The organism is Agreia sp. PsM10, from assembly GCF_030433855.1.
Classification (GTDB): Bacteria; Actinomycetota; Actinomycetes; order Actinomycetales; family Microbacteriaceae; genus Agreia.
Window position 1 is genome coordinate 57,952 of record NZ_JARUXC010000008.1, and the last position, 12,170, is coordinate 70,121.

Below are 12,170 nucleotides of genomic sequence, written 5' to 3' on the forward strand. Positions count from 1 at the left end.
CGTGTCAGCATCATCCAGCCATCGCCCCGCTCTGCTCCTCGCCGCCGCCCTCATCACCTCGCTGGCTCTACCCGGCTGCGCGGCGCCCGAAGACGCCTCGAGCGCTGAGGCCGGCGGCGGGGCGGCCGAGAAGCCCCACGGCTACGTCGAGGGAGCCGACGAGATGCCCGAGGCGCAGTTGCACCTCACCGGCATCGACCGCTCTGGCGCCGCGACTCTCGTCGACCTGCTCGACGAGACGAGCGTCTCGCTCGGATCGGTCGATGCTCCCTCCTCTGTCTCGACCGACGGCCGATTCGTCTTCGCCTCGTCGGCCGAGACCGGCACGCTCACCGTGCTCGACTCGGGTGCGTGGACGGTCGACCATCAGGACCACGTTCACTATTACTCCGCGCAGCCTCGACGTGCCGGCACGGTCACAGAGCAAGGCGAGGCCGTGGTCGAGGGCGGGCCATCCCTGACCGGCGTGTGGTTCGGCGACAGCGGGGTGGCTCTGCTGCTCGATTCTGAGGCATTGGGCCGGGGCGAGATCGTCGAGACCGCCCGGCTCGAATCGTCACCGCATACGGGCATGGTCGTTCCCTTCTCCGACGGCGCACTCGCGACGGTCGCGGGCAGTGACGGCCTGGCATCCGGTGTTCGTGCGATCGACCGCGACGGCGAGGCGATCGAGGGTCTCGAGGCCGAATGCGCGGAACTCGCCGGGTCGATCACGACGAACGTGGGTGTGGTCTTCGGATGCGCCGACGGCGCACTGCTCGCGACGAGCACGGGTGACGGCGGCATCGGCTCCGCGGTCGACTTCGAGAAGATTCCCTACCCCCAGGCCGTGGATGCGACCGACCGCGCGACCGACTTCGACAACCGCCGAGGCCGCCCCATCGTCGCAGCCGTCTCCGGCGATCGCGGGGCCTGGCTGCTCGACACCCGCGCCCGCCGGTGGAGCTTCCTGCCGACAGAGGTCCCGCTCGCCCGGGTCGTGGCGGCGTCCGACAGCGACGACCACACCGTGGCGCTCGCTCGAGACGGCCGAGTTCTTCTGCTCGACCCATCGACCGGTGCGGCGGTCGCGGCCACAGAGCCGCTCGCGGCCACGAGTCTGGCCGATCCCGCCTTGGCGGCGGGCGTCACCCTGCAGCTCGACGCCGACCGGGTCTACCTCAACGCGCCCGCCGAGGGTGTCGTCTACGAGCTCGATTATGGTGACGGGCTGCGCGTCGCTCGCACGCTCACCGTCGGGGCCGAACCCGCCTTCCTCGCGGAGACCGGGCGATGAGGGTGATCCGCGCGGCCCACGTGTCCGTGGGTCTCGCGCTCTCGGCGACGCTGCTCACCATCACGGGGTGCGCACAGGCATCCGGCCCATCCGACCGGCCCCTCGTGGTCGTCTCGACGAACATCCTCGGAGATGTCGTCGACGAGATCGTCGGCGACGAGGCCGAGGTTCTTGTGCTGATGCAGCGGGGCGCCGACCCGCACTCGTTCGAGATCTCGGCGATGGAGGCCGCCCGCATTCAGGATGCCGACCTCATCGTGTCGAATGGGCTGGGGCTGGAGGAGGGACTGGAGAAGAACCTGGATGCGGCCACCGACGCCGGAGTTCGCTCGATCACGGCCGGAGAGCTCATCGAACCCCTCGAGTACTCGTCGGGCGATGCGGCCGGAGCGCCGGATCCGCACTTCTGGACAGACCCCGAGCGCATGGTGGAGGTCGTCGCGGGAATTGCGGCCGAGCTCGAGAAGACGGACGGAGTCGATGCATCGGCCATCGCTTCGAACGTGGCCTCCTACACGGCACAGCTCGATGAGCTCGATACCGAGATGACCGCCGCCTTCGCCGCCATTCCCGAGGAGCGCCGCCAACTCGTGACGAACCACCACGTGTTCGGCTATCTGGCCGCCAGATACGACTTCACCGTGATCGGCGCCGTGATTCCGGGCGGCACGACGCTCGCCGCTCCGAGCGCATCCGATCTCGACGACCTCGTCTCCGCCATCGAGAAGGCGCAGGTCTCCACGATCTTCGCGGACTCATCGCAGCCCGACCGCCTGGTGCAGGTTCTGGCCGACGAGGCATCCATCGACGTCTACGTCGTCGCGCTCTACACCGAATCGCTCGGCGAACCCGGCGGGGGAGCCGGCACCTACCTGCAGATGATGCGCTCGAACACCGAGCTCATCGCGACCGGGCTGTCTCCATAAGGCATGCCCACCCCACCCCAGAAAAGGAAACAATGAAGAATCAGCTCCACTCCCGGCGGATCGCGCTCGTCGCCGTCACCGCGTCGGCCCTCCTGCTGACCGCCTGCGCGACCGATGCCGCTCCCGCCCAGACCGCCGGCGCAGCCGCATCCGCAACCGACCCCGCCCCGCGGGTGTCGCTCACCTACGACGGCGGCCTCCTCGTGCTCGACGGCACGACCCTCGAGCTCGAGGCAAACATCGCGCTGCCGGGTTTCAACCGGATCAACGCGGCCGGCGACGGGCGCCATGTACTTGTCTCGACCACCGACGGATTCCAGGTGCTCGACACCGGAACCTGGACGGCCGACGGCGGGTCTCAAACGGCCGAGCCGGAACTCACCGATCTGGTCTTCGACGCGCCGACCCCGGGGCATGTGGTGCGGCACGGCGACAAGACCATCCTCTTCGCCGACGGAACCGGCGACACCACGATCTTCGACACCGACGCGCTGCTGACGGCGGCGGATGACGGACTACCCAAGACCGAAGTCGTACCGGCACCGGCGGCGCACCATGGGGTGTCGATCGAGCTCGAAGACGGCACTCTGCTGACCACGATCGGCACATCCGAGGGGCGCAGCGGCGTTCGCGTGCTCGATGAGTCGCGCACCGAGATCGCCCGCAACGAGGAGTGCCCCTCTGTGCACGGCGAGGGCGCGGCGAAGAACGAGGTCGCGGTCTTCGGATGCTCCGACGGCGTGCTGGTCTACGACGACGGCGAGTTCACGAAGATCCAGGCACCGGATGCCTACGGCCGCACCGGAAACCAGTACGTCACCGAGACCTCGTCGATCGCGGTCGGCGACTACAACTCCGACCCCGATCGCGAGGGTGTTCTGCTCGAGCAGCTGACCCTGGTCGACACAGTCGCCAAGACGATGACAATCGTCACGCTGCCCGGCGGCGCCGGCTACACCTGGCGCGACGTGGCCCGCGGGCCGAGCGACGAGGCGATCATCCTCGGCTCCGACGGCGCCCTGCATGTGCTCGATCCCGAGACCGGCGAGTTCGGCGCCAGCTACCCGGTGATCGGCGCGTGGGAGGGTCCGGCCGAGTGGCAGGACGCCCATCCGGCGCTCATGGTTCTCGGAGGAATCGCCTACGTGACCGAGCCGGCGACCGACTCCCTCTTCGCCGTCGACGTGAAGACGGGCGAGGTCGTCACGAGTGCCGAGCTGCCAGCGACGCCGAACGAGATCGCGGTGGTCACCGGCTGAGTGCTGCGCGTGTTGCCGGTTCGGGCTGATCGAACCGGCAACATGCGTTGGTCACAGCACGCGAAGGGTCACCTCGCGGAGAGCACGCAGAACTCGTTGCCCTCCGGGTCTGCGAGCACCACCCAGCTCTGTTCTCCCTGGCCGACGTCGACCCGGGTGGCGCCCATCGCGACGAGGCGGTCCACCTCGGCCGCCTGGTCGTCGGGAACGAAGTCGAGGTGCAGCCGGTTCTTCACGGTCTTGGCCTCGGGGACGTTCAGGAACAGCAGTGTCGGGACGGCACCTGTCGGGTTGCGCAGCTCGATGCCTTCGTCGTCCTCGTCGACGATCTCCCAGCCGAGCGCGTCGGCCCACCAGTGACCCTGCGCCACGAAATCCTCGCAGTCGACGACCAGTTCTTCCCATGTGAGTGTCATGCCGCAAACGCTACGCTGCGGCGGGGGCCGGTCGAAAGCCCCTGAGTATGCTTCGTCGTATGACTGAGTTCGTGACATCCGCAGACGGCACGCGCATCGCCTACGACCGGCTGGGCAGCGGCGCGCACGCCATCATTCTCGTCGGCAGCGCCATGAACTATCGGGCGTTCGACCCGACGACCGCGCACATCGCCGCACTGCTCGCCGATCAGGGGTTCTCCGTCATCAACTACGACCGCCGCGGACGAGGCGAGAGCGAAGACACGCTGCCCTACGCGGTCGAGCGCGAGGTCGACGACATCGCAGCGCTGTTCGATGTGCTGGGCGGACCCGCGGCCCTCTACGGCAACTCCTCCGGCGGCGCGTTGGCGCTCTGGGCCGCGGCGACGCCCGGCGTGGGCGAGCGCATCACGAAGCTCGCCCTGTTCGAGGTTCCGCTCACTCTCGAAGGAGAAGGCGATGACGGGCTCGAGCTGCGCACCATCGACGACCTCGTCGAGTCCGGAGATCGCGGCGCCGTCGTCGAGTACTTCATGCGGAACATGCCGCCGCAGTGGCTCGAGGGCGCGAAGTCCTCGCCCGCGTGGCCCGACATGCTCGCCATCGCGCACACGCTCGCCTACGACGTCGCCGTTCTCGACAAGGCGAACCAGGCCCCCTGGGCCGAGCAATGGGCATCCGTCACCCAGCCGGTGATCGCCATGGTGGGCGCCGAGACCCAGCCCATCTTCCCTCCGGCGGCGGCCGCGCTGGCCGAGGCGCTGCCTGGCGCGCGCAGCGTCGAGATCGACGCGGCGAACCACGGCGTGCGCCCCGAGGTGATGGCCGCGATCCTGGGCGGCTTCATCAGCGGGCACGAAGAGCTGGCGACCTTCCCCGAATACCCCGACGAACCGGAACAGCAGGTGTGAGCATGGTCCCCGACATCAACTACCTTGCCGTGATCCTCGCGACCCTGTCGTCGATGATCGTCGGCTCGATCTGGTACACGCCGAAGGTCTTCGGCAACTACTGGATGCGCGCGGCGAACATCACACCGAGCGGCAAGGCGTCGGACGCGGTGCGCCCCATCGTCATCACCGTGATCGTGAGCTTCATCACCGCGTGGGTGCTGGCGGGGGCCGCGTTCATCTCGTGGGATTTCTACGGCGGCAGCTTTTTCGTGAACACCCTCGTGACCGCGCTGATCCTCTGGGCAGGCTTCACGGCGGCCCGCTTCATCACTCACGACGCGTTCGACGGCCGCCCCACCGGCCTCACGGTGCTGAACGTGGCCCACGAACTCGTCACGATCGTGATCATGGCCATCATCATCGGAGTGTGGCCGGCCTAGCGGGCATCCGCGCCTAGCCGGCGCATCGGCTGCCGGCCGTCCGGGCGCGGATGTACCGAACGGGCGCGGATGCGTCAGCGCTGTCCGCGGAAGAGGCGCACCAGCACGATCACGGAGATCACCGCGATCGAGATGCCGGCCAGGCCGAGCAGTCCCAGGTAGATGCCCTCGAGCCAGGTGTAGTCCATCAGATGCGCTCCCTGCGGTCGGCGTCGTTGCTCACGGGGCGAGGCTACCCCGTCGAGAGTTCACGACCGGACCAGTTGACTTTTCGCGGTTGACCGCCCGCGGTCTCTACGATGTGATGGACAGCCCGCTGAAGTGGTGGTCGAACACCAGGCTCGTGCGGGTCGACGCGACGGCCGGATGCGCCGAGAGGTTGTCGAGCACGAAGTCGCGCACGGCGGCGCTGTCGCGCACGGCCACGTGGATGATGAAGTCCTCAGCCCCGCCGAGGAAGTAGAGCTGCACCACCTCGGGGAACTGCCGGATCTCCTCGCCGAGCTCCATCATGAGGTTGCGGGCGCCCGCGCGGATCGTGACGCTGATCAGCGCCTGCAGGCCGAGCCCCACCGTCGACGGGTCGACGTTGGCCGTGAACCCGGTGATCACGCCGCGGTTCACCAGCGACTTGACTCGCGCGACGCACGTCGACGGGGCGATGCCCACGAGTTCGGCCAGACGGTTGTTGGGCGTGCGGGCATTCGCCCTGAGGAAGCGCAGGATCTGGCGGTCGATCTCATCGAGTTCGGCGGGTGACCCTGCGGCGCGACGATCATTCGTCGCGCCTCGTGCTGCATCGGTCATGACCGAACTATTGCACAAGATATGTGTTCAGAGTCGACAATTCTGCGGTTCTGTGTTGTCGCGCACGAATTTTGACGAGGATTGCCCCAGAACTTCCGGCATGGAGTGTGCGCACCCTGCCGGCGCCGCCGCCGACGAACGGAGAACTCATGCACATCGGAGTGCCCAGAGAAGTGAAGAACAACGAGAACAGGGTGGCCGCCACCCCCGCCGGTGTGTTCGAGCTGGTGCGACGGGGCCACACGGTCGTCGTCGAGCGCGGAGCCGGCGTCGGCTCCCGCATCAGCGACGAGCAGTACATCGAGGCCGGCGCACTCATCGCGGACACCGCAGACGAGGTCTGGGCGCACGCCGAACTCGTGCTCAAGGTGAAGGAGCCGATCGCAGAGGAGTTCCCGCGCATGCTTGCCGGCCAGACGCTCTTCACCTATCTGCACCTGGCCGCATCCAGGGCCTGCGCCGACGCCCTGCTCGCCGCCGGAACCACCGGAATCGCCTACGAGACCGTGCAGCTCGCCGACCGCTCGCTGCCGTTGCTGCAGCCCATGAGCGAGGTCGCCGGGCGGCTGTCGGCGCAGGTCGGCGCGTACCACCTGATGAGCGCTGCCGGTGGTCGCGGAATCCTTCTCGGCGGAGTCCCCGGAACCCCCAAGGCCAAGGTCGTGGTGATCGGCGGCGGCGTCGCCGGCGAGCACGCCGCGGCCAACGCCGTGGGCATGGGAGCCGACGTCACCATCATCGATCTCTCGATTCCGCGCCTGCGCGAGCTGGAGATCCGATTCGGGGGCGCCGTTCAGACGCGCGGATCGTCGGCATACGAGATCGCGGCCCAGGTGCGGGAGGCCGACCTCGTGATCGGGTCCGTGCTCATCCCCGGCGCGCAGGCTCCCAAGCTCGTGACCGACGAGATGGTGGCGACCATGAAGCCGGGCAGCGTGCTGGTCGACATCGCGATCGATCAGGGGGGATGCTTCGAGGGATCGCACCCCACGACCCACGACGACCCCGTGTTCGCGGTGCACGACACGGTCTATTACTGCGTGGCGAACATGCCCGGGGCCGTGCCCGAGACATCCACCCGGGCTCTGACCAACGCGACGCTGCCGTATGTCGTGGCGCTCGCCGACAAGGGCTGGGCCCGCGCGCTGGCCGGCGACCCGGCGCTCGCGAAGGGCCTGAACACGCACGACGGTCGCGTCTACAACGCGGGCGTCGCCGCGGCTCTGGATGTCGTGGGTCGCGACACCGCGGAACTCCTGGCCCGCACGGCCTAGGCTCGGCGGGCCCGGCCGCCGCGCTCAGCGATCGGGTTCAGTCGACCAGGCTCGTGGCGGGCACCCAGCCCTGCCGGCCGTCGAGCGATCGGCACCACAGCCATCCGCTCGCCCGGTCTTCGCGCACGACCTCGATCACGTCGCCCTCGCGGATGGGAAGCTCGCTCGTGTCGTAGGGGGTGTTGACCACGGCGACGGGACGCGCGCGCGAGAGGTAGCGGACGGGAACGCGGCCACTGCCGGAGCCGCCCGTGACGAAGACGAAAGCGGGCCAGTCGGCGTCGCGGTCACCCACGACGACCCTGTCTCCGATGTCGACTCGCATCGGGTGCGACTGCGAGACCTCGTGCGACACGAGGGCGGTGGTGATGCGCATGGTCAATTCTGAGGAGGTCGCCGCGGCCCGCGCAATGGGTCGCGCGTCGATCGATGTCGGCGGGCGGCTATAGCGTTGCCTCATGCGAATCCTGCACACGTCCGACTGGCACATCGGTCGAACGTTCCACGGTCACTCCACGCTCGCCAACCTCGGCACGGTGCTCGGTGCGCTGGCCGACATCGCGCGCGAGAAGTCGGTCGACGTCGTCGTGGTGTCAGGAGACATCTTCGATTCGGCCACGCCCGCGCGCGAGGCCTTCGACGTGCTGAGCAGGGCCATCAGGCAGATCCGCGATGCGGGCGCATCCGTGGTCATCACCAGCGGCAACCACGATTCGGCCACGCGACTCGGGTTCCAGAGCGAGTGGGCCGGGCTGGCCGGCATCCACGTCATCACCCGTCCAGAGCAGTTCGACGAGCCGGTCGTCATCGACGACGAATACGGGCCGGTGCTGTTCTACGGCATCCCCTACCTCGAGCCCGCACTGGTGAGACACCTCTTTCCCGAGGTCGAGATGAGGCGGCACTCCCAGGTTCTGGGCTACGCCATGCAGCGCATCCGCGACGACATCGCCCGGAGAGACGGCGCGCGATCGGTGGTGCTGTCGCACGCGTTCGTCGTCAACGTTCCGAGTGTCGATAGTGGTGCGCATGCCGGTGCGGGCGCCGCAGTGTCCTCGTCCGAGGCCAGCGACGTCGAGCGCGACATCACGGCAGGCGGCCTCGACCTGGTCTCCGTCGATGTCTTCGGCGGCCCCGACTACGTGGCGCTCGGGCACATCCACGGCCGATCCACCCTCACCTCGGCCATCCGCTACTCGGGCGCGCCGCTGCACTATTCGTTCGGCGAGGCCGACAAGCCGCGCGGCGCCTGGCTCGTCGACCTCGATGCGGCCGGTCTCGACACGGTCGAGTGGGTCGACCTCCCCGTGCCCCGGCCGCTCAGCATCCTCGCCGGCGAGCTCCAGGAGCTGCTCGCCGACCCCGCCCTGTCGACGGCCGAGGGTCATTTCGTCTCGGTCGTGCTCACCGACCAGGCGCGACCCATCGACGGCATGCGTCGCATCCAGTCGCGGTTTCCCTATGCGGTGGCCCTCACCCATCAGCCCGCGATCGTGGCAGAGCATGCGGCGGCCAGCTATGCCGAACGACTGCACGCGCGGTCCGACAACGAGGTGATCGCCGGATTCCTCGAGTTCGTGCGCAACGGGGTGGGCCCGAGCGACGACGAGGTCGAACTGATCGTCGAGATCATCGCCGAGCAGGCCGGCCGGGAGTCGACCGCGTGAGAATCAACCGCCTCACGATCGCCGGTTTCGGCCCGTACAAGACGGCACAGCACATCGACTTCGACGCCTTCTCCGACGACGGAATCTTTCTGATCACCGGCAACACCGGCGCGGGCAAGTCGAGCATCCTCGATGCCATCTGCTTCGCGCTCTACGCGGGCGTGCCCCGCTACGAGGGCACTCAGCAGCAGTTGCGCAGCGACTACTGCGAACCGGGCGACCCCACCTATGTGGAGCTCTGGTTCAGTACGGGCGGTGAGCAGTACAGGGTGCGGCGCTCGCCCGACTACGAGCGGGCGAAGAAGAACGGTGTGGGCACGACCAAGAGCCCGGCAGCTGCGCAGCTCTTCGTCCGGGTGGGCGACGCGTCAGGCGCGCTGGTGCCCGCCCCCTCCGGCGACGAGGGCGAGTGGCAGGGTGTTGCCGCCATTCCTCGAGAGGTGGGCATCGCGCTCGACGGCATCCTCGGGCTCAGCAAAGACCAGTTCCTGCAGGTCATCCTGCTCGCCCAGAACCGCTTTCAGAAGTTCCTCCACGCCAAGAACGACGAACGGCAGTCCGTGCTGCAGAGCCTGTTCGGCACGCGCCGCTTCGCCGACATCGAACGTGCCCTCGTCGAGAGGCGAAAGGCGCTCGAGGTTCGGCAGCGCGAATCCGCCGAGCGCATCGCCGAGCTCGGCAGCCAGGTGGCGGCGATCGTGGCGGTCGGCGCCGCTGAGGGCGAGGGCGCCGCTGACGACGGTGTCGAGACTGGGGATTCTGCCATGCCCGAGTCTCCGGCGCAGCCCGAATCCTCCGCTGCGGGGCGTTCCGTCGATCGCGCCTACTTCGAGCTCGCCCTGGCCGACCTCGACCGTCAACTCGAGGCTGCCCGGCAGCGCGTGGCTGCGGCCGACGCCCGGTTCAGTGCCGCCGAGGCAGAACTGCGCGAGCGCGAGAACGTTCGTCGCCTCCAGACTCGCCGCGATGAAGCGTCCGCCCAGCTGGCCGAGCTCGTTCGACTCGACGAGTCCGTCGGCGACGACAGGCGCCGGCTCGATGCCGCGACCCGGGCCGAGATCGTCTGGGCCCATGTCGCCGCAGAGCAGGCCGCCCGATCGGCACTCGATCGAGCTGCGGTCGCCGAGAAGGCCGCCCGGGTCGCCTACGCCGAGGCCGTAACGCTGTCGGGTCTCGGAGAGGCGTCGTCGGTTCCGGTTCCGTCTGTGCAGCTCGCCGCATCGTCCGACCCGGCCGCGGCTCCCGACGCCGCGCCGGCTCCCCACCCCGTGCCCACTCCCGATTCCCTCGCCACCGACGCCGATGAGCTCTCCCGTGTCATGGGCGGGCTCGACGTGGTTCTCGCCGACGAGAAGCGCGTACCACGCCTCGCGGCGCGCGTCGCCGAATACGACGCCACCGAGAAGGCGCAGCAGGCCGACGTCGACGAGGCGATCGAGCGTGCGAAGACGCTTCCCGGCCTCATCGACGAGGTCGTCGAGCAGCGCAACGCGCGCCTCGTCGAGGCCTCAGGGCGCTCCGACGACGAGGAGCGCGTCGCGCGCCTGGTCGCGGCGCGCGAGTCGGCCGTGCTCGCTGCCGCCCTGAAGCTCGATCTCGACGCCGCGCGCGCGGTCGAGAAGGCCGCGAGCACGGCCAACAGGGCGGCCGCCGGTCGATACGACGACCTGCTCACCCGTCGACTCGAGGGGCACGCGGCCGAGCTCGCATCGAAACTCGTCGACGGCCAACCGTGCGCCGTCTGCGGAGCCACCGATCACCCCGACCCCACCGCATGGACGAGCGAGCTGGGCGAGCCGATCTCAGACGCAGAGATCGACGAGCAGCGAACCCTGCTCGTGACCGCGGGCGATGCCCTGGCCGAGGCGGGCGTCACGGTTCAAGACCTGGCCGCCCGGCACGCGTCGGCGACCTCGGCGAGCGACGGGCGCTCGCCCGCCGAGATCGATGCCGACCTCGCGTCGGCTCGGACCGCGCTGGCGTCGGCCGTCGATGCCGACGGCGCCGCGCACGCCCTCGAGTCGCGCATCGCCGAACTGCGCGCAGAACTCGAGTTGATCACCGCCACCGTCGACGAGCTGACCTCGGCGCTGCACTCCACGCAGAACTCGCGCGCCGCGCTCGTGAATCAACTCGAATCGATCACCGAGCTCGTCGAGCAGCACCGCGGCGACCACTCCTCCGTGGCCGAGCGAGTGCTCGACCTGCAGCACCTCCTCACGGTCACCCGCGAGTTCGAGGCGGCCCTGCTGGCACACGACGACAAGAAGCTCGCGCTCGAGCGCGCACGGCAGACGCTGGGCGAGCACCTCGACGTGCAACGGTTCTCCGACTCGACCGAGGTCACCGAGGCCCGGCTCACGGCTCCGCAGCGCGGCGACCTCTCCGGCCGCATCAGCGCGCACGAGGTGGCCCGCGCCACGGCCGCGGCGATCCTCGCCGAACCCGACCTGCAGGGGCTGCCCGAGGCATCCATCGAGATCGAGTCGGCCGCCGAGGCCCGCAGCGCGGCCGGCGCCGACCGCGACGAGGCCCGAGTCGCGGCGGGCTCCGTGGCCGATCGTCTCGGCCGACTCCGCGCTCTCGTGGGCGACGCACTAGAGCGGCTCGACGCATCCGAGACCCTGCTCGCCGAATACGAGATCATGCGGTCGCTGGCGAACTCGGTCGAGGGCGCCGAGCCCAATACCATGCGCATGCGACTCGAGTCCTATGTTCTCGCGGCCCAGCTCGAAGAGATCATCAGGGCGGCGAACGCCCGGCTCGCGGTGATGACCGGCGGTCGCTACTCGCTCGAGCACGACGACTCGGTGCAGTACCGCAACACCAGGTCCGGACTCGGCATCGCCATTCTCGACCAGCACACCGGCAGGGCGAGGGCCACGCATTCACTGTCGGGCGGCGAGACCTTCCTCGCGTCGCTCGCCCTGGCCCTGGGTCTCGCGGAGGTCGTGTCGAACCAGGCGGGCGGCATCACACTCGACACGCTCTTCATCGACGAAGGGTTCGGGTCGCTCGACTCCGACACGTTGGCCATCGCCATGTCCACCCTCGACAGCCTGCGATCGGGAGGTCGAACGATCGGACTGATCAGCCACGTCGAGGCGATGAAAGAGCAGATCCCGTCGAGACTGCGCATCACGGTCGTGCCGCAGGGATACTCCGAGATCGACCAGCGGGCGTAGGGCCCGGGGCGCGCGTCTGCCAGCATG

General features: G+C 69.0%; 11 protein-coding genes. 8 read left to right on the top strand and 3 right to left on the bottom strand.

Features of this window, described 5'->3' with window-relative positions; translation table 11 throughout:
• Position 1: 1 nt before the first annotated feature.
• Genes QCD70_RS11700 through aztD form a run of 3 tightly spaced genes read left to right on the top strand, consistent with a single transcriptional unit; the run spans position 2 to position 3,461 of the window.
• The gene (locus tag QCD70_RS11700) at positions 2–1,276 is read left to right on the top strand and encodes an ABC transporter (protein WP_301216385.1); all 1,275 of its coding nucleotides are present in this window, start codon (positions 2–4) and stop codon (positions 1,274–1,276) included.
• Complete coding sequence (gene aztC / locus QCD70_RS11705; RefSeq protein ID WP_301216387.1) at positions 1,273–2,202, top strand: zinc ABC transporter substrate-binding protein AztC; 930 nt, start codon at positions 1,273–1,275, stop codon at positions 2,200–2,202. The genes QCD70_RS11700 and aztC overlap by 4 nt, the downstream gene beginning before the upstream one ends.
• Positions 2,203–2,234: 32 nt before the next feature.
• Positions 2,235–3,461: a zinc metallochaperone AztD gene (gene aztD, locus QCD70_RS11710; RefSeq protein WP_301216389.1), complete on the top strand. Its 1,227-nt coding sequence runs from the start codon at positions 2,235–2,237 to the stop codon at positions 3,459–3,461.
• 68 nt (positions 3,462–3,529) lie between these two features.
• Here aztD and QCD70_RS11715 read toward each other — a convergent pair whose 3' ends face one another.
• Positions 3,530–3,877 (bottom strand): VOC family protein, encoded by a 348-nt coding sequence (locus QCD70_RS11715; protein ID WP_301216391.1) that lies wholly within the window; start codon positions 3,875–3,877, stop codon positions 3,530–3,532.
• A gap of 59 nt (positions 3,878–3,936) precedes the next feature.
• On the opposite strand from QCD70_RS11715, the gene QCD70_RS11720 reads away from it, so the two are divergent.
• Positions 3,937–4,788 (top strand): alpha/beta fold hydrolase, encoded by an 852-nt coding sequence (locus QCD70_RS11720; RefSeq protein ID WP_301216393.1) that lies wholly within the window; start codon positions 3,937–3,939, stop codon positions 4,786–4,788.
• A 2-nt stretch (positions 4,789–4,790) separates the two neighbouring features.
• Positions 4,791–5,210 (top strand): DUF1761 domain-containing protein, encoded by a 420-nt coding sequence (locus QCD70_RS11725; RefSeq protein WP_301216395.1) that lies wholly within the window; start codon positions 4,791–4,793, stop codon positions 5,208–5,210.
• 294 nt (positions 5,211–5,504) lie between these two features.
• On the opposite strand, the gene QCD70_RS11730 is transcribed toward QCD70_RS11725, so the two are convergent.
• Complete coding sequence (locus QCD70_RS11730; protein ID WP_301216397.1) at positions 5,505–6,017, bottom strand: Lrp/AsnC family transcriptional regulator; 513 nt, start codon at positions 6,015–6,017, stop codon at positions 5,505–5,507.
• 149 nt (positions 6,018–6,166) lie between these two features.
• On the opposite strand from QCD70_RS11730, the gene ald reads away from it, so the two are divergent.
• Positions 6,167–7,291 (top strand): alanine dehydrogenase, encoded by a 1,125-nt coding sequence (ald, locus tag QCD70_RS11735; RefSeq protein ID WP_301216399.1) that lies wholly within the window; start codon positions 6,167–6,169, stop codon positions 7,289–7,291.
• 37 nt (positions 7,292–7,328) lie between these two features.
• On the opposite strand, the gene QCD70_RS11740 is transcribed toward ald, so the two are convergent.
• A complete protein-coding gene (locus QCD70_RS11740) occupies positions 7,329–7,751 on the bottom strand; it encodes an SH3 domain-containing protein (protein ID WP_301216401.1) in 423 nt (140 codons plus the stop codon).
• Here QCD70_RS11740 and QCD70_RS11745 point away from each other — a divergent pair.
• Entirely contained in the window at positions 7,750–8,958 is a 1,209-nt protein-coding gene (locus tag QCD70_RS11745) for an exonuclease SbcCD subunit D (RefSeq protein ID WP_301216403.1), read from the top strand. The genes QCD70_RS11740 and QCD70_RS11745 overlap by 2 nt on opposite strands.
• Complete coding sequence (locus QCD70_RS11750) at positions 8,955–12,143, top strand: AAA family ATPase (RefSeq protein WP_301216405.1); 3,189 nt, start codon at positions 8,955–8,957, stop codon at positions 12,141–12,143. The genes QCD70_RS11745 and QCD70_RS11750 overlap by 4 nt, the downstream gene beginning before the upstream one ends.
• Positions 12,144–12,170: the final 27 nt, after the last annotated feature.